This is a genomic window from Brevibacterium sediminis, from assembly GCF_024895295.1.
Classification (GTDB): domain Bacteria; phylum Actinomycetota; class Actinomycetes; order Actinomycetales; family Brevibacteriaceae; genus Brevibacterium; species Brevibacterium sediminis.
On record NZ_JAHQRN010000006.1, the window covers coordinates 176,527 to 197,923 of the forward strand.

Genomic DNA, 21,397 nt, shown 5'->3' on the forward strand with positions numbered 1-21,397 from the left:
TGCCGTCAGTTGTGTACGGCATTGCCCATCTGGTCGACACGGACGACGGCGATTCCGCGCTCTTCGAACGGTGTGATCTGCGCCGGATCGGCCGAATCGTCGGTGACGAGCGTCCATCCGCTGCCGAGGTCGGCCCAGGCATGGAAGGGCCGCTGGCCGAGCTTCTCAGCGTGCGCGACGACGAAGACGTGGGTGGCGCGGCGGCTCATCAGTTCCTTGAGGCGGACCTGTTCGGGCAGGGCTTCGCACACACCGTCCTCAGCGGTGACGGCATCGGCACCAAGGAAGGCGAAGTCGAACGTGAACTTCTCCAGCCCCGCCTCGGTGATGGGGCCGATGAAGCCCTGGCTGACGGGACGATATCTGCCGCCGAGGAGGGTGAACTCGACCCCCTCGAGATCAGCCATCTGCTGCAGCGATGTCAACCCGGTCGACACGACCGACAGCGGGGACGTCTCGCGCAGTCCGCGCGCAACTTGCGCGGTTGTCGTGCCTGCGTCGAGGAGCACGTGTGAGCCCGCCGGCACCTGCTTGGCACACCAGGAACCTATCGCGCGTTTGACCTCGGGGGCTTCGTGCGACCGTTCAGCCAGCGTGGTCTCCGCCTCGGTGGGCACAGCGATGACACCGCCGTAGGTGCGGGCCAATTCGCCGGAATCGGTGAGCTTCGCCAGGTCCCGGCGGATCGTCGACGCGGTGACTCCGAGCATCTCCGACAGAGTCTCGACACTCATCTCACCTTGGGTGCGCGCCAGCTGAAGGATCTCCTCGCGACGTTCGCCTGCGTTCATGTCTCTCCTGTCGGATTGCCGTTGATCGCCACTGTATCGCGGATTATCGCGCGAACCGCGCAGAACTCAGACAACGGTGACGCGCGGATCGCACCACTGCCTCGGCGCTGGCACGGTGTTCCGTTGTGCGAACCGCACCTCGCCTCCGCCGGATGACCTTCCGAACTCAGACGACGGCGAGAGCAGCAGCCTGACGCATCGCCTCGCTCATCGACTCGGTGTCGACCTTGCCGGTGCCGGCGATGTCGAACGCGGTGCCGTGATCGACCGAGGTGCGGATGACCGGCAGGCCGACGGTGATGTTGACGCCGGCATCGATGCCGAGGACCTTGATGGGGCCGTGCCCCTGATCGTGGTACATCGCGACGATGAGGTCGTAGTCGCCGCGCCCGGCGAGGAAGAAGGCGGTGTCGGCAGACAGGGGCCCGACGGCGTCGATGCCGTCGGCCCGCAGCTTCGTGATCGCCGGAGTGATCTTCTCCTCCTCTTCGCCGTAGCCGAAGAGCCCGTTCTCACCGGCGTGCGGGTTGATCGCGCACACCCCGATGTGCGGTCGTTCCAGTCCAGCCCGGACGAGGGCGTCGTGGCCGCGGCGGACGGTGCGTTCAACGAGGCCGGGCTCGATCTTCGCCACGGCATCGATGAGTCCGATGTGGGTGGTCACGTGGATGACGCGCAGCTTGGGGGAGGAGAGCATCATCGAGACCTCCTCGGTGCCGGTGAGGGCGGCGAGCATCTCGGTGTGCCCGGGGTACTTGTGCCCAGCGGAGTGGAGGGCCTCCTTGTTGAGCGGCGCCGTGCAGATCGCCTGCACCTCACCGGACATCGCCAGCTGCGCGGCGCGTTCGATGTAGCGGAACGCGGCGTCTCCGGCGACTGGGGAGAGTTCGCCCCAGGGCAGATCGCCCGGAAGGAGGGCGAGGTCGATGATGTTGATGACTCCGGGCACGTGTTCGGCCTCAGAGGGGGAGTCGACTCGGCGGACCTCGACCGCGGTGCCGAGCACCTGCGCGGCCTGCTCGAGCCGTGCGGCATCCCCGATGACGACGGGCGCAGCGACCGCGAGTACCGAGGGGTCGAGGCAGGCGGCGATGCAGATCTCGGGGCCGACGCCGGCCCCATCGCCCATGGTCACTGCGACTGTGGGAAGCGCGTTCATTGACTCTCCTTCGTGGTTCGCGACGATGGCCGCGGTGGTCGTGGTGGGCTCACCGGTGGTCAGAGCCGCGTGGATGAGGGTGAGGGAATCGGGTCCGCCCTGGCCGCCGGGCCGGGTGACGACGGCGGCGAGGTCGACATCGTCGGCAATGCTCGCCGAGGCGGTTCCGACCGTGGACAGCACCGCCCCCGGGTGGATTTCGCGGATCGCTTCGATCCGGTGCACGCCGAGGCGGTCGAACACGGCTCGTGCCGTCTCGCCGCCGGCAGCTGCGAGGGCGATGGGACCGAATCCGGACAGTGCACGGGTGGTGAATTCGGCGAGGAGCCCCGGCAGCGGCCGAGGGTCGACGGAGGCTCCCGTGTCGGTGAGTCGGACGACGAGGTGGGACTCGGTCAGCGCCGCGCGTACACGTACGGCGGAATCGTCGAGACGGCGCGGATCGTCGGCCCACGCGGCTACCTCTGTGGCGGGAAAGTCGAGTACACGAGTGTCCGAGTGGTCACGCAGGTGAGCGATCTGCGCCTCGATCCTCTCTGCCGCGGTGCCGAGGAGAGTGAGCACCCGTGCGGGCGTGCGCGGAAATGATGAGGGCTCGGGCCGTTCAGCTGCAGCGTCACCCACATCGGCCAGGGCAGATGCGTCGCTTGGCGCAGGGAGTTCACGTCGTCGACGCTCGGCCAGGGCGCGGGCGAGTGCGGAAGTGCCGACGAGGATGGCCGAGGTCGCCTCGGCGAGAGCGACGATACGGGTGAGATCCTCCATCGTCTCGGCGTCGGCGGTGATGAGGCGCTCGCCGCCGAAGCCGACATTCGAGACGTCGACACTGGCTTCCGAACTGGCAGCGGTGTCGCGGCTGTCAGCGGCGTTGTCAAAGACGTCGGCAGCATCGGTGCTGGGCAGAGACCGCAGTTCGTCGAGACCCAAATGGCGGGCGGGGACGGGGCACAGATCCGAAAGCAACTCCGGTGCGCTGCCGTCCTCGAGGCTCCAGGCGCGGGTGCTGCTCAGCCGAATTCCGTTGTCGAAGGGCACTCCGCCGACGACCGTGCGGGCCTGCTGCGGAAGCGCCGGAGCGAAGAACACGGGGCCGGTCGCGTGGCCGACGGTCGCAGCGAGCGCGGCGCGGATGTTGCCGCGCAGCAGGGAATCGACCTTGATGAGTGTGGCGCGTGACGAGCCGAAGTCACGAAGCGCAGCCGAAGTGCGGGCGCTGGCCGACTCGGCCGGCAGATAACGGCAGTCGAGATCGACGACAAGGTTCCGGGGACCGGTGTGGGCCGCCTCGGTGAAGGGCCGATCGGATTCTGCGCCGGCGTTCGCCTCGGCGATGGAGTCATCTGAGCTGGTCGCGGACTCTGCACTCGACGGGGTGAGAACGATCGGGGTACCCGGATCGAGCGTGGCGGCGACCTCGGCGGCGCCGCTGAGATCGTCGGCGATGACCAGGACACCGGATTCGCCTGCTGACATGGCACTCCTTTGCGTCCGGTCCGGCTGAACACCCTCTACACTGACATGTGTGCGCGGAATGCGCAAGTTGTTGCACGATCCACGCACAAATGGGAAGATCGGTGTATCGACGATCTGCCCCACTCAACGAGGAGACTCCCTTGACCACAGACTCGACCATCACGCTCGACGGAGTCTCCGTCCCCCTGTCCCGGCTGGTGCTCGGCACGATGACCTTCGGCGACACCGTGACCGAAGCGGCAGCGCACGAGGTCTTCGAAGCAGCCGTTGCGGCCGGGATCACCGGCATCGACACCGCCAACGGATATGCGAAGTCGACGACCGAGAGCCTGATCTCGCCGCTGGTGAAGAAGCACCGCGACCGGATCGTGCTCGCGACGAAGGCAGGAATGCCCCACGCCGATGCCGGCGAGCATTCGCCGCTGTCCGCAGCCGGCCTGCGCGCGAGCGTGGAAGGATCGCTGCGACGCCTCGACGTCGAATCGATCGACCTCTTCTATCTCCACCAGCCCGACCGTGCGGCCTCGCTCGACGAGACGCTCGAGACCATCGCCGCCCTGCGCGCCGAAGGCAAGATCACCGCGCTGGGCATCTCGAACTTCGCCGCCTGGCAGGCAGTCGACGTCATCGCCGCCGCCGAGCGCGCGGGCGCTCCAAGCCCCGTCGTGGCGCAGAACGTCTACAGCGTCCTGGCCCGCCGGATCGAGGACGAATGGCTCGAATGCGGACAGTCCCACGGCATCGCAACGATGGCCTACAACCCGCTGGCCGGGGGCCTGCTCGCCCGCCGCCCGTCGACCGACGGAACGGGGGACCGTTTCTCGGGATCCGTGCTGGCAGAGATGTACTCGCAGCGCTACCTCTCCGACTCCGTCCTCGCCTCGGTCGAGGCCTTTGCCGCCGTCGGCGACGATTCCGGGATCCCGCAGGCCGAGCTCGCCCTGCGCTGGGTCGCCGAGGCACCCGGAATCTCCGCCCTGCTGCTCGGAGCCAGCCGCGTCTCCCAGCTCGAGGGCAATATCGCCGCAATCGCCAAAGGCCCGCTGCCGGCCGATGTGCTCACCGCCGTCGATGACGCCACCGCCGCAATCCGCGGTTCCCAGCCGAAGTACAACCGCTGACTCACGAATCAAGAGCTGTCGGCAGAACTGCCGGCCCGCATCCGTCTCCACCGATTTCGCAACCCTGCACAGGCTCGGCTGCACCAACCGTTCGAAGGGAAATCATGTCATCCATCTCAGGAATCCTCGCCGCTATCGCCACCCCGTTCGACGGGGGTGAGAACCTCATCGAGTCCGCTCTGCGTGCCCATGTCCGGCGCCAGCTCGACGCCGGCATCCACGGCATCTTCGCCCTCGGCACCAACGGTGAGTTCTACGCCCAGTCCGCGGCCGAGCGCGCCGAGGCCGCGCGTATCGTCATCGACGAGGTGGCAGGCGCCGTCCCCGTCGTCATCGGTGCCGGAGCCGCAACGACCCGGGAGACCATCGCGATCGCCGCCGATGCCGCTGCGGCCGGTGCCGACGCGCTGTCGATCATCACCCCGTACTTCGCGGCCGCCTCGCAGGTCGAGATCGAGAATCACTTCCGGGCCGTGGCCGACTCCGTCGACGTTCCGGTCATCGTCTACAACATTCCCGCACGCACCGGCAATGTCGTGGCACCGGCGACGCTCGAAAAGCTCGCAGCCGTGGACAACATCACCGCAGTCAAGGACTCGAGCGGGAACTTCGACACAATCCTGCAGTACCTCGAGCGCACCGATCGCGAGACCTTCGACGTCATCTCCGGCAATGACTCCCTCATTCTCTGGACCCTGCTGGCAGGAGGTGCCGGAGGGATCAGCGGCATCGCGAACATCTACCCGCAGACGATGGCCTCGATCTACGACCTGTTCGTCGCCGGCGACACCGATGCTGCGCGCACTGCACAGGACAGCATCCGCCCGATCCGCAACTGTCTCGCGCTCGGCAACCCGAACACCGTCGTCAAGGCAGCTGCGAACGAACGCGGATTCGGCCTCGGCCCGGCCAGGGCGCCGTTCAACGCGCTCTCGGATGAAGCGAAGAAGCAGGTCGCTGCGACAGTGGCCGCGGACGTGGAGCGCGGCCTGGCCTGAGACAGGCTGACCTGATCCGCCCGTTCCGTGGCGATTACAACCGCCAGAATCCTTCACTCAACAGATTGTGGCGATTATAATCGCCACCATGGGTCAGATCGACCTGTGCGGCGATTGTGATCGCCACAGTGAGGGGGTAGTGCGATGTCTATCGTCGACAGGCCGAAGTATCTCGAGAAGCTCGAATCGTTCATCGACGCTCCGGTCGTCAAAGTGCTCACCGGATTGCGCCGGTCCGGCAAATCGCGGCTCCTCGACCTCGTCGTCGAGCGGCTGATCGCGCGTGGCATCGACCCCGAACGCATCGTGCATCTCAACTTCGATTCCCTCGAACATGCGTCGTTGGCATCGGCTCAAGCGCTCAATGCGCACCTCAAGGATGTGCTCCCGAGCGAGGGCCGCACCTACGTCCTCCTCGATGAGATCCAAGAAGTCACCGAGTGGGAGCGCCTGGTCAATTCGCTTCTTGCCGAGGGGAGGACTGATCTCTACATCACTGGGTCGAACTCGCGACTGCTGTCCGGCGAACTCGCGACCTACATCGCCGGGCGGTACGTGACGATCGAAGTATGGCCACTGTCCTTCCGCGAATACCTGTCGTTCCGAGAGGCATTCGCCGCCGACGACACGGCGGGCACAGATGCCGAGTTCACACGCTATCTGCGCCTCGGCGGATTCCCCGGTGTGCACATGCTGCCGCTCGACGAAATCGACGCCCGCTCGATGATCATGGACATCTACAGGTCCACGCTCGTCCGGGATGTGCTCGCGAGGAATCGGATCCGTGACGCTGATATGTTCGAACGCGTCGCCGCATTCGCGATCGACAATGTCGGCAATCCGTTCTCCGCTCGACGTGTCGCCGACTTCATGAAGTCTCAGCGCCGGTCGATCGGCCATGAGACCGTGCTCAACTATCTGACGGCACTGTCCGAAGCCTTCGTGATCGCACGAGTTCCTCGGTTCGATCTGCGCGGCAGGGCCATCCTCGCGACAGAGGAGAAGCACTTCGTCGGCGATCATGGCATCGTCAATGCCCTGTTCGGCTACTCGGACCAGCGTCTGCCGGGAGTGCTGGAGAACATCGTGTGGATGGAGCTGCGTCGACGCGGCTACGAGGTCACCATCGGTCGGATCGGAACAGCCGAAGTCGATTTTGTGGCTCAGCGTGCCGACGAGGTCGTCTACATCCAGGTGGCCACGACGATCGCGACTGAGGATACCCGCCACCGAGAACATCGGCCGCTCGAAGCGATTGCGGACAACCATCCGAAATACCTGCTGACACTCGACCCGCTTGTCGGAGGAAACGTGAATGGAATCAAACATCGCAGACTCCCTGAGTTCCTGCTCGCCAACGAAATCTGAATCAGCGCTTGGACGCGCCGGAGCCGACAGCCGAGCCGCAGAGGGGAACTGAGCTGATCGACGTATCGGTCAGGCGACGGGGAAGCGGGGCTCTTCGCCCTGCAGCACCCGGACGACGTCTTCGACGGCCCAGGTTCCCATGTTCGCGTTCGCAATATCCGAGTAGGCGCCGATGTGCGGGGTGGCGATGAGATTCGGCGCGGAGAGCAGCGGATCGTCCGCCGCCGGCGGTTCCGTGGCGAAGGCGTCCAGGGCGGCGAATGACAGCCGCCCGGACTCAAGAGCCGTGGCCAGAGCTGCCTCGTCGACGAGCCCGCCACGGGCCGCGTTGATGAGCCCGGCACCCTTGGGCATCGTGGCGAGAAGCTCGGCATCGAGCAGCGGCTCGTCGCCACCGGGCAGGTGGAGGGTGAGGAAGTCGGACCCTGCGACCACCTCGGCGAGGTCCTGGGGCTCGGCCCCCGCCTCGGCGATGGCCTCATCGGGGACGTACGGATCGTATGCGGCGATGCTCAGGCCGAATCCTGCGGCACGCTTCGCGACCTCCCGCCCGATGCGGCCGAAGCCGAGGATGCCGAGGCGTTTGCCGCTCAGCTGCGAACCGAAGAATACGCCCCACTCGCCGGTGCGCAGCGAATCCTCGGCGGCGCGAATCCGGCGGGCGCCCATAATGAGGAGCCCGAGCGTGAGGTCGGCGACGGACTCGGCATTCGCTCCGGGAGTGTTGACGACCCTGACTCCGGCGGCAGCGGCGGCGTCCAGGTCGATGTTGTCGACTCCGGCTCCGTGCTTCGCGACGACCTTGAGGTCGGGACAGGCGGCGAGCACCTCGGCGTTGATCCGATCGAGACCGACGAGGACCGCCTCGGCGCCGGAGATCGTCTCGATGAGGTCGGACCCGGATTTGGGATGATTCTCGGTCCGGTAGTCGAGGTCGAGGCCGAGCTCGTCTGCGCGAGCGCGAGGGGTATTCGACTGCTTGCCGAAGGACGGGGTGAGGACGGTGAGGCGCATCAGGCTCCGATCTCGATTCCGAAGGTCTCGAACACGGTGTAGATGCCCAGCAGGCCGATCGCCAGGGAGGCGAAGACGAGCATCACCGTGAAGAAGTGGTTGGACTTGAACTCGGCCGGCACCTCTCGGGAGCGAAGGTACCAGACGGCGATGACGACGGCGACGAGGAAGACGCCGCTGGCCACACCGCCGATCTGGACCATGATCACCGGGGACTGGATGATGAGGTAGCTCAGTGCCCAGATGATCGGGAAGACCACGGTGAGCACACGGATGATGCGGCCACGGGTGAGGGTGTTCTCCCATTCGAAGACGCCGAGGATGGACACCGTGTTCGTCCACAGCCGGGGCACGCTCGCGGTCGAGGCGATGAAGGTCGAGAAGAGGACGGCGAAGGCGCCGATGAGGAAGATCCAGTGTCCGGCTTCACCCATCGTCGAGGAGTACATCGACGACAGCGTGGTGATCATGTCGTTGCCCTCGGGCACGAGGTTCTGCGGGTGGAGGATGGCCGCGCCGATGACGTAGAAGGACATCGTGCACACAGTCGAGACGATCCAGGAGACGAGCACGTCCGTGCGCATCACCGAGATCCAGCCGCGGGCGCGGCGGGCGCGTTCCGCGGTGCCGTCGTTCGGACCGGTGTAGCGGGCGTAGCCCTTTTCGAGGCACCAGTAGGTGTATGTCGTCATCTCGTCGGCGCCGACGCCGGTGATGCCGAACATCGCGACCGCGAAGCCCAGGGTGCCGGCGGGAATGGCGAAGGTCAGTCCGCTCATGACGTCCGCCGAGGTGTAGGCGAAGTCGGTGAAGGGCAGCGATACTGCGAGTCCGACGGTGGAGACCGTGAAGATGATGACCGCGCCGACGGAGAACTTCTCGACGATGCTGTACCTGTTCGTCACGAGCAGGGCGATGACGACCGCAAGCGAGACGACCGTCCAGAAGACGAGAGACGGAGTCGAGAGCGGCTCGCCGAAGACGGGCAGCATGATGCTCAGTGCAGCGACGGCACCGCCGATGATGCCGCCGCGCTGGAGGACCTTCGCGAAGTCCATGAGGATCCACAGCAGGTTGATCCACCCGGCACGCCCGATGAGGCGGGGACCGACGTGGCCGTAGCCTTCGAGCGCGGGCTTGCCGGAGAGGATGGTCCACTGCGCGAGCTCGAGCTGGACCCAAACCTTGACCGCGGTGGAGATGATGACGAGCCAGAGGAGGACGAATCCGGCTTTGGCCCCGAGCGCCGTGGTGGTGATGAGTTCGCCGGAGCCGATGACCGCGGCCGAGATGACAAGACCGGGACCGAGGTACTTGAGCTTGCCCGCAAAGGTCGTGGGCGGTTCGAGCACGTCCTTGGGGTCGAGATGGTAGGGGTCGACGGCGGCGTCGGCGCCTGCGCGGTCGTCCCGGTCGATGTTCTGCGCGGTCATACTCGGCTTCCTTGCACGATGGTGGATCTGTCCAGTGATCGTGCCGGTGTCTCGGGGCGAATCGAAGGACGACGGCCCGGTCGGCACGGCTCATGCAAGTGTGCCATCGAATGCGTGATTTGCGCAACAATATTGCATGAACTGCGCAGGAGAGGTGGGTTTGACGATGATCGATTGCTCGTTGTGAGCGTGAAGTGGCGATCTGATTGGGGAGAGCTTTCGGCGACCGATCTGCCGCGCTGCGGGAACCGTTGATGTCCCCTGCGGGTGGATCCACCCTGATTTTCATGCAGGTTTCGAGGTGGATCCACCCACAGGGGACACGACGACGGCCGCCGGTCGGCAGCGAAGCACGTTGCCGGCCGACGGCCGTTGGAGGAGCGGAACCACCCCGCCGAGGTCAGCTGTCCGGTTGGGGCAGCGCCGCCTCGGTGAGGGCGGGGCTCACTTGCGCTCGAGTTCCTCGAGGCTGGGGTAGATCGTCTCCTTCGGGGCGACTCCGTGGTTGCGGATGAGCACGAAGTAGAGGACGAAGGTGACGACGATGCCCACGAGCCACGAGATGTCCGCGCCGCCGAGTTTGGCGACCAGCGGTCCGGTGTAGAAGGACTGAGCGAGGAATGGGATCTGGATGACGACGCCGATGCCGTAGGCGAGAAGCGCGCGCCAGTTCCAGTTGCCGTAGCGACCATGACGGTCGTAGAAGGCGGGGATGTCGAAGCGGTCCTTCGAGATGAGGTAGTAGTCGGTGAGGTTGATGACACTCCAGGGCGTGAACACCATGAGCAGCGCGAGCACGAAGTTCTTGAAGTTCGCGAGGAAGTCAGCTGACGCCAGCAGCGCCACAAGCACGGTGAGGGTGACGATGCCGATGACGAAGACCGCGCGGGTCCAGCGGCGGATGGTCGCCTTGTTGCCGAAGGAGGTGAGGATCGTCAGCGTGCACATGAACGCACCGTAGGCGTTGAGCGTGTTGACGGTGAGCTTGCCCAGCAGGATGACGATGAAGATGAGGAGCGCGAAGACGCCGCCGCCGACGATGTCACCGACGTAGGCGACCTGGTTCTCGACGAACTCATTGCCGGACTCCGTCATGGCGGCGGCCCCGATGAGCGCGCCGAGGGTCATCGACCACTGCGAACCGATGACCGATCCGCCGAAGGTGAACCAGAAGGTCTTCGACGACGGGGTCGACCGCGGCAGGTATCGCGAATAGTCGGCGACGTAGGGGCCGTAGGTCAGCTGCCAGCCCACGGACAGGGCGATCGCAGAGAGGAAGGCGGGGAAGGCGAACGACGAACCCGAGATCAGTCCGGGGACATCGACCTGGGTGATGACGCAGTAGGTGATGAAGAGGAAGCCGAGCAGGCCCGTCACTGAGGAGATCCGCCCGAGCACATGGATGTACTTGTATCCCAGCAGGGCCACCAGGGCGGTGAGTGCGCCGAAGATGACGATGCCGATCCACGGAGTCTGCACGCCGATGATGAGGTTGACGGCCTGGCCGGACAGGACCGCTCCGGTCGAGGCGAAGCCGATGTACATGAGCACGACGAGCACGAGCGGGATGATCGCACCGATGATGCCGAACTGGGCACGCGAGGATATCATCTGCGGCAGACCCAGCTGCGGACCCTGCGCCGAGTGCAGCGCCATGACGATTCCGCCGATGATGTTGCCGATGAGCAGGCCGATGATGGCCCACAGCGCGTCGGCACCGAAGACGACGGCCAGAGCCCCGTCGACGATCGCAGTGATCTGAGTGTTGGCGCCGAACCACAGAGTGAACTGGGAACGTGGCGTTCCGTGACGCTCGGCGTCAGGCACCATCTCGATGGACCGCTTCTCGATCCCCGAATTGGTCGTACTAGCCATGATTGTCTCCTTTGAACTGATGGACCTGGTTCAGTGTGGCACCACTGCACAACACCCGACGAGGTCCAGATCACACTTTCTGTCCGAAATATCGGAAAATCTCGCCGAGGCGGCCCGGAATGTCCGGACATCGGAGCGGGGGTCCGAGGAGCGACCGACTCGCCCTCAGATACCGTGCCGATCGTAGACTCCGACACGTTTCGGTGCTGTTTCGCGCCCGGTCTCCCGGCCGCACCGGCCGCTATTTCGACAGAGAGCGCGCGATGATCGTGCGCTGGATCTCCGACGAGCCTTCGTAGATGCGGTAGATTCGGGCATCTCGAACGTAGCGTTCGAGCGGGAAGTCCCGGGTGAAGCCGTAGCCGCCGTGGATCTGCAGGGCTTCGTCGGCGATGAAGGCGGCCGCCTCGGAGGCGGCGAGCTTTGCCGTGGCCGAAGACCGGGTGAAATCGACCCCCGAATCGCGCTGTTCGGCGGCGTCCATCGTCAGCAGCCACGCCGACCGGTACTTCGTGTACATGTCCGCGAGCTTGAACGCGATGCCCTGCAGGCGGCCCAGCGGTTTCCCGCTGATCTTGCGCTCGCCCGCCCAATCCACGGCGGCGTCGAGAGCGGCCTTGCCGATTCCCAGGCTCATCGCCGCGACCTCGATGCGACCACGGTCGAGCACGCGCATCGCCGTGGTGAAGCCCTCGCCTGCGTTCCCGAGGAGGGCATCCTCGGGGACGACCGTGTCGATGACGAATTCGAAGACCGGGCTGCCGCGCAGGCCCATCGTCTTCTCCGGGGGATTGAAATCCAGCCCCGCCGAGGCGGCCGCGGTGTCGACGATGAATGCGCTGATGCCCTTGTGGCCGGCATCGACGTCGGTCTTCGCATAGACGATGATGAAGTCCGCGAAGCCGGCGTTGGTGATGAAGCACTTCGTGCCCTTGAGGTGCCAACCGCCGTCGACCCGTGTGGCCTTCGTCGACATCTCCGCCGGGTTCGAGCCGGCACCCGGCTCGGTGAGCCCGAAGGCACCGATGACCTCGCCGGCAGCGGCCCGCGGCAGCCACGCTTCGCGCTGTGCATCGGTGCCGCCGAGGAGGATCGAGTCGGTGGCGAGGAACTGCGCGGTGACGATCGACGCGGTCGATGCGCACGCCTCGGTGATGGCGGCGACCATCTGGCTCATCGCCACCGAACCGACGCCGGGCCCGCCGAATTCCTCGGGCAGGTTGAGCCCCATGACCCCCACCTCGGCGAGGGTCTTCAGGGTTTCGTCGGAGACGCGTTCGTTCGCGTCGGCGGCCGCGGCCTGTGGGACGAGGACGTCCTTGCTGATCGAGACGACGGCGTCGACGAGTTCCTGTTCATCGGCGGTGATGTCGAAGGCCATAAGAGTGCTCCTTTGCAATGGGGATCGGTTCGATGGAATTGGACGGGACCCGGATCGTGAAGATTGGGGAATCCCGACGGAGAGGCCAGGGGATTCGTGCGGAGTGCGCCGCCTCGGCGAGATTGGCGCCAGCCGGTCAGGTCAGGGTGCGTCGGTGGGTGCGGCGAAGTCGGCGTTGTGTTCGCCGAGGCGGGGCGCCGGAAGCGCGGACGCCGGGCGGGTGCCGTCGACAAGGAGCGGGTGGCCGAGGAAGGCGTGTCCGGACCGGGGATCGGTGGCAGTGAGATCGCGATCGGAGCCGATGGGGCCGGTGACCGCCTCGGCGAAATCGAGGACGGGGGAGTTCGGGATTCCGGCGGCATCGAAGATCTCGCACAGCTCGGTCACGGTGCGCCCGGTGGTGAATTCTTCGATCTCGATGCGCAGCGCGTCGTCGTTGTCCGACCGATGAGCGTCGGTGGCGAAGCGCGGATCGGTGGCCAGCTCCGGCTTGCCGAGGGTCTGGGCAAGAGTACCGAAGAGCCGGTCGTTGGCCACGGCGATGACGAGGAGTCCGTCGGCGGCGCGATAGGTGTCGAACGGTGCCGAGACGGGGTGGCGGTTGCCGACCCGGGTGGGGGCGGATCCAGCGGAGTGGAGGGATGCGTTCGTCGGCTGCATGGCGAGCATGACGTCGAGCATCGGAATGTCGATATGGGCACCTTCGCCGGTCGTCTGGCGGTGGAAGAGCGCCGAGGAGATGCCGAAGGCGGCGAAGACTCCGGCGGAGACGTCGGCGATGGATTCGCCGACTCGGGTGGGGGAGCCGTCGGGGAAGCCGGTCGAGGCCATGAGGCCGCTCAGGGCCTGGATGACCGTGTCGTAGGCGGGGCGTTTGGCTTGGGTGCCGTGCTGTCCGAAGCCGGAGATCGACGCGTAGACGATATCGGGTTTGACGGCCTTGAGGTCCTCATAGGACAGGCCGAGCTTCGCGGCGACGCCGGGCCGGAAGTTCTCGACGACGACATCGCAGCTCGCGATGAGATCGAGCAGTCGAGCGTGGTCTTCCGGGTCCTTGAGATCGGCCTCGATCGAGCGCTTTCCGCGGTTGAGTCCGGTGAAGTAAGTCGACCCGGATTCGGTGAAGGGTCCGAGATGTCGGGAATCGTCCCCGTGGCCGGGCATCTCGATCTTGATGACCTCGGCGCCCTGATCGGCGAGCATCGCCGTGGCGTAGGGACCGGCGAGGACTCGGGAGAAATCGGCGACCCGAACCCCGGTCAGCAGCTGCTTCGTTGCGTTCATGTTCCTCATCCTCGGCGCTGACCTGGGCGAAGACAACGGGGTCTCCGCGGATTTCGTCCGAGGTGTCGGACTGGATCGAGCGCTGACGGGCGGTCCGTCCCTGGGGTGGCTTGAGTCGGCGTGAAGGGCCGCCCGCGACAGACGCGGACGGCCCTTCACTCGGCCTGCGGTGAGCTGCTGGCTCCTCGAGTCGATCAGCCTCAGGCGAGGCCGTCCTGTCAGGCCACGCGTTCGAAGACGGCTGCCATGCCCTGACCGCCGCCGATGCACATGGTCTCGAGGCCGTAGCGCGATTCGCGGCGATCCATCTCGCGCAGCAGGGTGGCGAGGATGCGCCCACCGGTGGCGCCGACCGGGTGGCCGAGTGAGATGCCCGAGCCGTTGACGTTGAGACGCTCGGCGAAGTCGGATTCGGACAGCTTCCATTCGGTCGTGCAGGCGAGCACCTGCGCCGCGAATGCCTCGTTGAGTTCGATGAGGTCGATATCGCCGAGTTCGAGACCCGCCTGCTGCAGTGCCTTCGCAGTCGCGGGGACCGGGCCGATGCCCATGGTCTTCGGCGGCACTCCGGCCACCGCCCAGCTGCGCATGCGGGCGAAGACCCGCAGACCCAGCTCGGCGGCCTTGGCTGCGGTGGTGACGATGCACAGCGCGGCACCATCGTTCTGGCCCGAGGCATTGCCGGCGGTCACCGTGGCCTCATCGTCGGACTTCCCGAGCATCGGCTTGAGCTTCGCGAGCTTCTCGACCGTCGATCCGGGACGGATGTGCTCGTCGGTCGTGATGACCTGTTCGGGGGTCTTCCTGGTGGCCGGCAGCGTGATCGGCACGATCTCGTCGGCGAACTTCCCTTCTTCCGTCGCCGAGGCGGCCCGACGATGCGATTCAACGGCGTAGGCGTCCTGGTCCTCCCGCGAGATCTTGTACTCCCGACGCAGGTTCTCCGCGGTTTCGATCATTCCTCCGGGCACCGGGTAATCGTTGCCGCCGGCGGTGAGGCGGCCGCGGACGAGACCGTCCTTGAGTTCGATGTTGCCGCCCTTGACGCCCCACCGGATCTCCTCGTTGAAGAACGGTGCGCGGCTCATCGACTCGACGCCGCCGGCAACGACGAGGTCGGCGAAACCGGCTGAGATCATCGCGTGGGCGTCGGCGATCGCCTGCAGGCCGGAGCCGCAGCGACGGTCGACCTGGCGGCCGGGAACGGTGATCGGCAGTCCCGCATTGAGGGCGACGACGCGGCCGATCGCCGGAGTCTCCATGTGCGGGTAGCAGTTGCCGAGGATGACATCCTCAATGGCCTCGCCCGGCAGGTTGGTCTTCTCCAGCAGAGCTGCGAGGACCTGTCGGCCGAGCTCCTCATGCGGAACGTTCTTGAACTGTCCGCCGAATCCGCCCACGGGGGAGCGGAGAGGTTCGCAGATGACGATGTCTTCGGACACAGAGTCTCCCTTTGGGTTGTGATCGAGCCGTCCTGCTGCGGCGGTGAGGCATCGATCCCTTCGGCATCACTGCCGATGCTGATATCAATACATTCTGATTTATGAACATATCCGAATAGATCGCGAGAGACAAGAGGTCATCTCAATGAATGGGCATCCGACGCCCCGATGGCGGATGTGCCGACGGTGGACGCGTGCGCGGTGAACGATGGTGGGGTCGGTCGCGTGGGCGGCGGTGTGGAGGTTTTCCGAACGGCGGTGAGACCGGCCGAGCTCAGCGGACTGTCGGCAGGACCGCCTCGGCGACATCGAGGACCGTGCTCAGGGCTGCGTCCTGTTGGTCGAGGCGGTATGCGAGGTGAAGCTGGGTAGCTTCGTTCGGGAGATTGAGCGGCACGGCGGTGATCCGCGAGTCGTAGCCGGCGGCGACGGAGTCGAACGTGATCGTCACACCCATTCCGGCGGCCACGAGCGCAGAGATCGACTGCGAGTCGGGGGCCTCCTGGACCGTGCGCGGGCTGAACCCGGCATCGAGGCATAGGCGCATGGCGGTCTCGCGCAGGTTCGAATTCGGGCGCGCGGGCAGAAGGACGAAAGGCTCATCGGCGAGCTCTGCGACGTCGATCTTCTTCCGATTCGCCAGGCGATGTGAACTCGGCAAGGCGACACATGGGCGCTCGATCGCCACTGGGCGACCCGCGATGAGCGGAGGCCGCCGACGCCAGCGGACCAGCGCGAGGTCGAGAGTGCCGTCCATGATCCTCTCGAGGCCTTCGTCGGCATAGACCGTCGACTCGAGGTGGAAGGCGATGCCCGGATTGCGTTCGTGCGAGGCTGCCACGAGGGTGGCGGCGAGGTCCCGGGAGGATGGATGCGAGTAGCCGAAGCGCACGCGTCCGACCTCGCCGCTGGAGGAGCGGTGGACGGATTCGATGGCGGCCTGCTGGGTGGCGAGCATGTGTTTGGCCGGTTCGAGCAGAGCCTCACCGGCGGGGGAGAGGCTGACCGAGCGGGTCGTGCGTTGGAACAGTGAGGCGCCGAGTTCGGTCTCCAGGGAGCGGATGGTGCGGCTCAGCGGGGGCTGGGCCATGCCGAGGCGTTCGGCGGCGCGGCCGAAGTGGAGTTCCTCGGCGACGGCGACGAAGGCGCGGATCTGCTGCAGCTCCACTGTGTTCTCCTGTATCAGGCGGTCCGGGCGAATGTCTTAATTATTTCATGAATATGCAATAATCTCAGAGATATTTTGCGGAATTCGGTAATTGCTATAGCCTGCGAACCATGCACAGTGACACAGTCGTCAGTCTGCCTGAGGCCATCGAACGCTACGTCGAGGACGGGGCCACGGTGGCGCTCGAGGGGTTCTCCCACCTTATCCCGTTCGCCGCCGGACACGAGATCATCCGACAGGGAATCTCCGGACTCACCTTCTGCCGGCTCACCCCCGATCTGCTCAGCGACATGATGATCGCCGCCGACTGCGTCGATCGCCTTGTCTGCTCCTTCTTCGCCTCCGGTTCGGCCGGCAGCCTCTACGAGGTGCGGCGCCGCATCGAATCGGCCGACCCGCGGCCGCTCGCGGTCGAAGAGTACTCACACCACGCGATGACCCTGCGCTATCACGCCGGAGCCGCTCGCCTGCCGTTTGCTCCGATCGGCTCCTTCGTCGGCTCCGACATCCCCGGCATCAACCCGGACATCCGCTCCGTCGTCGACCCGTATTCGGGCAAGAAGACGTACGTCGTGCCGCCGCTCAACCCCGATGTCACGATCATCCACGCCCAGCGCGCCGACCGTCACGGCAACGTCCAGATCTGGGGCATCACCGGCACTCAGCAGGAAGCCGTCTACGCGGCCGACCATGTCATCGTCACCGTCGAGGAGATCGTCGACGACGAGGTCGTCCGCTCCGACCCGAACCGCACTCTCATCCCGGCTCACGCCGTCGACGCGGTGTGCGAGGTGCGAACCGGGGCGCACCCGTCCTATGTGCAGGGCTCCTACGATCGCGACAATGCCTTCTATCGCGAATGGACTGCGATCTCGAAGGACCCCGCCCGGCTGCAGGAGTGGCTCGACGTCCATGTGCGCAGGACCCGCGATCATACCGAGTACCTCGAATCGATCGGTCACGATCGTCTCCGCGGTCTGCTCGTGGATCCGCGCCCCTCGGGCGTGGTCGATTACGGACGCCGTACGCAACCGAGCGAAGGGAGCCTGAAGTGAGCACCGCCTCGGCGAAGGACTTCACCGAAACCGAACTCATCGTCTGCGCGGCTGCGAAGATGCTCGCCCGCAGCCGCACCGTCTTCGCCGGCGTCGGGCTGCCCACGCTGGCCGTCGACCTCGCCCACCGCACGGTCAATCCGAGCATCCAGCTCATCTACGAATCCGGGGTCGCCGGCGCGCACCCCGAATCGATGGCCGAAGGCATCGCGGACTCCGTCGTTGTCTCCGGGGCCGAGGCGGTCGTCAGCATGCATGCCCTCTTCGGCTACGTCCTCCAAGGTGGGAACGTCGATGTGGGATTCCTCGGTGCAGCGCAGGTGGACCGGTTCGGTTCGCTCAACACCACCGTCATCGGCGACTGGGATTCTCCGAGAGTGCGTCTGCCCGGTTCGGGCGGCGCCGCCGACATCATGGCCAATGCCGGAGAGGTCTTCGTCGTCCTCCGCCGCCATGACCCGGCCGCCTTCCCCTCCGAACTCGACTTCGTCACCTCGGCCTCTCCCGTGCGCGCGGCGGAGCAGCCGGACTTCATCCAACCGTGCGGATTCGGAGTCTCCACCGTCATCACCCCACTGGGGATCCTGCGGCGGCGTGAGCGCCTCGGCGAGCTCGAACTCAGCGAGGTCCACCCGGGAGTGACCGTCGCGCAGGTGCAGGAAGCGACCGGCTGGGACCTCGCCGTCGCCGAGGATGTCACGCAGACCCAAGCGCCGACGGCCGAAGAAGTGCGCCTGCTCCGCGACGAGATCGACACGGTCCGCCTCTACCTGCGCTGAGGCGAGGGCGGGCTGACTCCTGCGCAACGGCCCTGTTTACGACGGATAGCACATGTTGCAACTAGTGCTATTGGTCGTAAACAGGGCTGCTGGCGCTATTTGGCGGAAGAAGTCGGGGACGCAGTTCTGCGACCACACAACGTGATGCGGCCCCAGTCCAATAGGAACTCGGGGCCGCACCGTTGTTGAGGCGGAGTCCTCAGGGAGTGACGGGAGCGCGCGCCGGTGCGGGTTCGGAACCCGCTCCTGTGGCGTCGGCCGCCGACACGGAATGGCTCGTGCCGACCGCGTCCGCGGAGTCGGCGGCCGGAGCGGAACCGGCGGCCGGCTTGGAACCGGTCGCACCAGGCGCGCCCGTCGGGTCGGCGTCGCGCTCGGCCTTCTCGGCGGCGAGAGCTGCGGCGAACTCCTCCTCGTCGGCGGCCTCGGCCCTCGAGTTCTCGCTGGCCGTCCAGCCGGTCTTGTTGAGCAGGATGAGCGTGCAGACGAGGGAGACGAGCGCATAGCCGGCGCTGAGGATCGCCACCGGAACGATGGATCCCGAGCTCGTGTACATCCACTGTGCGGCCGCAGCGGTGCCGCCTCCGACGGTCATCGAACACAGCTGGTAGGCCAGCGAGATGCCCGTGTACCGGACCCGCGTGGGGAACGCCCGGGCGATGATGCCGCCGATGCCGGCGTAGAACAGCGAGTGCGGAACAGTCGCAGCGGCCATGGCTGCCAGCGCGATGCCGGGATGGCCCAATTCGATCGCGAAGAACATGAGCGGCATGAGGACGAACTCCGGCAGGATGATCCAGAAGATCGCCTTGCGCATGTCCTTGACCCGGTCGAGGATGATCGCGCCGAAGGGCTGGACGATGAACTGCACGACGAGCGCGAGCGTGACGACGGCGAGGAACGTCGACGAGCTGTACGCCCAAGAGTGAGAGGTGTCCGTGGCCCAGGCCGTGGCGAACGTCGTCTTGAGGTAGGTGACCTGGATGAGCGGCAGCGCACCAGCGCCGAGGAGGATGAGCACCCAGTGCTTCCTGATCGCCTCGAAGGCGGGAACCTTGGCGACGGCGTCCTTCTTCTTCACGACCTTCATGTTCTCCGGCTCTTCGAGCTTGAGGCGGATGACGAGGCCGATGACGATGAGGAAGATCGAGGCGAGGAACGCGATCCTCCAGCCGTAGAGGAGGAACTGCGGAGTCGGCAGCAGCGCGAGGAGGAAGAACATGCCCGAGGAGATGAGATTTCCTGCCGGTGATCCCTGCTGGGCGAAGGCCGAGTAGAGGACTCCCTTGCCCTTCGGGGCGTTCTCGCTGGCGATGAGCACGGATCCGCCCCATTCGCCGCCGACCGCGATGCCCTGCAGGATGCGCAGGCAGGTGAGGATGATCGGAGCGGCGATGCCGATGGTCGCATATCCGGGCAGCAGTCCGACGAGGAACGATGCCGCGCCCATCAGCACGAGGGTGACGACGAGGGTCTTCTTCCGGCCGTACTTGTCACCGAAGTGACCGAAGATGATGCCGCCGAGCGGACGAGCGAGGAAGCCCGCCCACAGCGTGACGAAGGAGAGCAGAGTGCCGACGCCGGCAGGCAGGGTGTCGGGGAAGAAGACATGCCCGAAGACCAGCGCCGAGGCGGTTCCGTAGATGTAGAAGTCGTACCACTCGATGGTGGTTCCGATGAATGATGCGATTCCGGCTTTGCGAGCGCGTTTCGCGGTGTTGACCGAATCAGACATGCGATTCCTCTCAGGTGGAGCGTCATTGCGCCGACCGATGCCAGGCGTCGCTGACGTGGCATGGGTGCTCGTTCACCGTAAGTTGCCCTAGTGGGCCACGCAAACACTTTTTGATTATGTCGTCATAACCTAGAGTGATGCTATAGCTGAGTTCCCTTATGTTCTGCGGCTTACCGGGCCGTAAGACGCGAGGAGAGAATTTCTGCTGATACTGGCACCGGTAGTCGAGTAGCGGATTGTTGCGCGATGTGTATCAGAGTGCGGCCATACCCTCGCCGAGGCGGCCGTGCCCACGCGTGAAGCGAAGCGGATGCGCTCGCTCGTCGTTGCGGTACCGGGCGGGGCGAGGCCGCCCGGTTCCAGCCGGGCCGGAGTGTCCGTGCGGCGAGGCTCGGTTCCTCAGTCGGCGACCGGGTCGGCGAGTGATTCCGAGGCGATGACGAGGTCGAGCGCGAGGTCGCCGATGAGTGTCGACTGATCCTCTCGGCGGACGGTGATCCACGCCTGCGGGGCATTCGGGCGAGTGCCGACCCGGGTGAAGATCAGTCGCTCATCGCCGTGGTAGCTGCGGGCCACCGGTGAGGGGACAAGCGAGACGCCGAGCCCGTGGGCGACCATCTCGACGGCGGCCGACCAGCTGGCCGTCCGATGGTGGATCTGCGGTTCGAAGCCGTGCGTGCGGCAGATGCCGACGACGGTGTCGTGATAGATCGGGGACGCGCTCTTGCGGAAGATGACGAACGGGGAATCGACCGCCTCGGCGATGGTGGTGATCGGTGAGCCCGCTGGAGCGCACAGCCAGAACGATTCCCGGGCAGCCGGAGTGCAGACGACGCCGGGATGTTGGAGGGGCATGTGTCCGCAGGCGATGTCGATGTCGTGGCCGAGCAGCATGTCCGACTGCGCCGCCGAGGTGGCCTCCTCGGTGGTGACGAGGATGTCCGGGTGCGCTGCGGAGAAGTCCGTGATCGTCTGCGGCAGGCCGCGATGGAGGAAGGTGGCCACTGTGCCGATCGAGATCGACGTCGGCGCCCCCGTGTTCACGGCCGCCGCATATTCGTTGAAACGGTGGGCGGCTCCGACGGCGGACTTCGCATAGGGCAGCAGCGCCTCTCCGGCGGCGGTCAGCTTCGTCACGGGACTGCGGTGGAACAGCGGTTTGCCGACGAAGTCCTCGAGTCTCTTGAGTTCGGCGCTCAGCGCCGGCTGTGAGATGTTCACCGCGTCGGCGGCGAGCTGGAACTTGCCGTGCTCTGCCAAGGCGATGAAGTACTGGAGGCGCTTGAGACTCGGTTCAGCCATAACCGAAGATTATCAGGGA

The 21,397-nt window shown here is 65.9% G+C and carries 16 protein-coding genes; 5 read left to right on the plus strand and 11 right to left on the minus strand.

What is annotated here, in order from left to right; translation table 11 throughout:
• Nucleotides 1-5: 5 nt before the first annotated feature.
• Together KTJ89_RS14980 and pdxA are read right to left on the minus strand one after the other, a co-directional pair.
• Nucleotides 6-791 (minus strand): DeoR/GlpR family DNA-binding transcription regulator, encoded by a 786-nt coding sequence (locus tag KTJ89_RS14980; protein ID WP_259358300.1) that lies wholly within the window; start codon nt 789-791, stop codon nt 6-8.
• A 166-nt stretch (nt 792-957) separates the two neighbouring features.
• Nucleotides 958-3,423 (minus strand): 4-hydroxythreonine-4-phosphate dehydrogenase PdxA, encoded by a 2,466-nt coding sequence (gene pdxA / locus KTJ89_RS14985; protein ID WP_259358301.1) that lies wholly within the window; start codon nt 3,421-3,423, stop codon nt 958-960.
• A gap of 140 nt (nt 3,424-3,563) precedes the next feature.
• Here pdxA and KTJ89_RS14990 point away from each other — a divergent pair, with 140 nt between their 5' ends.
• The 3 genes from KTJ89_RS14990 to KTJ89_RS15000 all read left to right on the plus strand — a co-directional run bounded on the left by KTJ89_RS14990 (nt 3,564) and on the right by KTJ89_RS15000 (nt 6,910).
• Nucleotides 3,564-4,544 carry an aldo/keto reductase gene (locus KTJ89_RS14990; protein ID WP_259358302.1) on the plus strand — a complete coding sequence of 327 codons (981 nt, stop codon included), beginning with the start codon at nt 3,564-3,566 and terminating at the stop codon, nt 4,542-4,544.
• A gap of 104 nt (nt 4,545-4,648) precedes the next feature.
• Nucleotides 4,649-5,542 carry a dihydrodipicolinate synthase family protein gene (locus KTJ89_RS14995; protein WP_259358303.1) on the plus strand — a complete coding sequence of 298 codons (894 nt, stop codon included), beginning with the start codon at nt 4,649-4,651 and terminating at the stop codon, nt 5,540-5,542.
• 144 nt (nt 5,543-5,686) lie between these two features.
• Nucleotides 5,687-6,910 carry an ATP-binding protein gene (locus tag KTJ89_RS15000; RefSeq protein ID WP_259358304.1) on the plus strand — a complete coding sequence of 408 codons (1,224 nt, stop codon included), beginning with the start codon at nt 5,687-5,689 and terminating at the stop codon, nt 6,908-6,910.
• A 69-nt stretch (nt 6,911-6,979) separates the two neighbouring features.
• Here KTJ89_RS15000 and KTJ89_RS15005 read toward each other — a convergent pair whose 3' ends face one another.
• The 7 genes from KTJ89_RS15005 to KTJ89_RS15035 all read right to left on the minus strand — a co-directional run bounded on the left by KTJ89_RS15005 (nt 6,980) and on the right by KTJ89_RS15035 (nt 16,507).
• A complete protein-coding gene (locus KTJ89_RS15005; RefSeq protein WP_259358305.1) occupies nt 6,980-7,924 on the minus strand; it encodes a phosphoglycerate dehydrogenase in 945 nt (314 codons plus the stop codon).
• Nucleotides 7,924-9,357, minus strand: coding sequence for an Nramp family divalent metal transporter (locus tag KTJ89_RS15010; protein WP_259358306.1), 1,434 nt, complete (start codon nt 9,355-9,357; stop codon nt 7,924-7,926). The genes KTJ89_RS15005 and KTJ89_RS15010 overlap by 1 nt, the downstream gene beginning before the upstream one ends.
• A gap of 444 nt (nt 9,358-9,801) precedes the next feature.
• Nucleotides 9,802-11,232, minus strand: coding sequence for a purine-cytosine permease family protein (locus KTJ89_RS15015; RefSeq protein ID WP_259358307.1), 1,431 nt, complete (start codon nt 11,230-11,232; stop codon nt 9,802-9,804).
• 241 nt (nt 11,233-11,473) lie between these two features.
• A complete protein-coding gene (locus KTJ89_RS15020) occupies nt 11,474-12,613 on the minus strand; it encodes an acyl-CoA dehydrogenase family protein (protein ID WP_259358308.1) in 1,140 nt (379 codons plus the stop codon).
• 141 nt (nt 12,614-12,754) lie between these two features.
• Nucleotides 12,755-13,897, minus strand: a complete 1,143-nt coding sequence (locus KTJ89_RS15025; protein ID WP_259358309.1) for a CaiB/BaiF CoA transferase family protein — start codon at nt 13,895-13,897, stop codon at nt 12,755-12,757.
• A gap of 218 nt (nt 13,898-14,115) precedes the next feature.
• Nucleotides 14,116-15,339 (minus strand): acetyl-CoA C-acetyltransferase, encoded by a 1,224-nt coding sequence (locus tag KTJ89_RS15030; RefSeq protein ID WP_181273919.1) that lies wholly within the window; start codon nt 15,337-15,339, stop codon nt 14,116-14,118.
• Between the two features lie 274 nt (nt 15,340-15,613).
• Nucleotides 15,614-16,507: a LysR family transcriptional regulator gene (locus KTJ89_RS15035; RefSeq protein WP_259358310.1), complete on the minus strand. Its 894-nt coding sequence runs from the start codon at nt 16,505-16,507 to the stop codon at nt 15,614-15,616.
• A 110-nt stretch (nt 16,508-16,617) separates the two neighbouring features.
• Between KTJ89_RS15035 and KTJ89_RS15040 the strand changes: the two genes are divergently transcribed.
• The gene (locus KTJ89_RS15040; protein ID WP_139906686.1) at nt 16,618-17,562 is read left to right on the plus strand and encodes a CoA transferase subunit A; all 945 of its coding nucleotides are present in this window, start codon (nt 16,618-16,620) and stop codon (nt 17,560-17,562) included.
• Nucleotides 17,559-18,341: a CoA-transferase subunit beta gene (locus KTJ89_RS15045; protein ID WP_259358311.1), complete on the plus strand. Its 783-nt coding sequence runs from the start codon at nt 17,559-17,561 to the stop codon at nt 18,339-18,341. The genes KTJ89_RS15040 and KTJ89_RS15045 overlap by 4 nt, the downstream gene beginning before the upstream one ends.
• Nucleotides 18,342-18,540: 199 nt before the next feature.
• Here the strand turns inward: KTJ89_RS15045 and KTJ89_RS15050 are convergent, their stop codons facing one another.
• Nucleotides 18,541-20,076 carry an MFS transporter gene (locus KTJ89_RS15050; protein ID WP_172172545.1) on the minus strand — a complete coding sequence of 512 codons (1,536 nt, stop codon included), beginning with the start codon at nt 20,074-20,076 and terminating at the stop codon, nt 18,541-18,543.
• Between the two features lie 399 nt (nt 20,077-20,475).
• Nucleotides 20,476-21,378, minus strand: coding sequence for a LysR family transcriptional regulator (locus KTJ89_RS15055; protein WP_139906688.1), 903 nt, complete (start codon nt 21,376-21,378; stop codon nt 20,476-20,478).
• Between the last annotated feature and the right edge of the window lie 19 nt (nt 21,379-21,397).

Excerpts from the sequence above, each read along its gene's own strand:
- KTJ89_RS14980 (WP_259358300.1), bottom strand. The coding sequence starts at position 791 with ATGAACGCAGGCGAACGTCGCGAGGAGATCCTTCAGCTGGCGCGCACC.
- pdxA (WP_259358301.1), bottom strand. The coding sequence starts at position 3,423 with ATGTCAGCAGGCGAATCCGGTGTCCTGGTCATCGCCGACGATCTCAGC.
- KTJ89_RS14995 (WP_259358303.1), top strand. The coding sequence starts at position 4,649 with ATGTCATCCATCTCAGGAATCCTCGCCGCTATCGCCACCCCGTTCGAC.
- KTJ89_RS15000 (WP_259358304.1), top strand. The coding sequence starts at position 5,687 with ATGTCTATCGTCGACAGGCCGAAGTATCTCGAGAAGCTCGAATCGTTC.
- KTJ89_RS15005 (WP_259358305.1), bottom strand. The coding sequence starts at position 7,924 with ATGCGCCTCACCGTCCTCACCCCGTCCTTCGGCAAGCAGTCGAATACC.
- KTJ89_RS15010 (WP_259358306.1), bottom strand. The coding sequence starts at position 9,357 with ATGACCGCGCAGAACATCGACCGGGACGACCGCGCAGGCGCCGACGCC.
- KTJ89_RS15015 (WP_259358307.1), bottom strand. The coding sequence starts at position 11,232 with ATGGCTAGTACGACCAATTCGGGGATCGAGAAGCGGTCCATCGAGATG.
- KTJ89_RS15020 (WP_259358308.1), bottom strand. The coding sequence starts at position 12,613 with ATGGCCTTCGACATCACCGCCGATGAACAGGAACTCGTCGACGCCGTC.
- KTJ89_RS15025 (WP_259358309.1), bottom strand. The coding sequence starts at position 13,897 with ATGAACGCAACGAAGCAGCTGCTGACCGGGGTTCGGGTCGCCGATTTC.
- KTJ89_RS15040 (WP_139906686.1), top strand. The coding sequence starts at position 16,618 with ATGCACAGTGACACAGTCGTCAGTCTGCCTGAGGCCATCGAACGCTAC.
- KTJ89_RS15050 (WP_172172545.1), bottom strand. The coding sequence starts at position 20,076 with ATGTCTGATTCGGTCAACACCGCGAAACGCGCTCGCAAAGCCGGAATC.
- KTJ89_RS15055 (WP_139906688.1), bottom strand. The coding sequence starts at position 21,378 with ATGGCTGAACCGAGTCTCAAGCGCCTCCAGTACTTCATCGCCTTGGCA.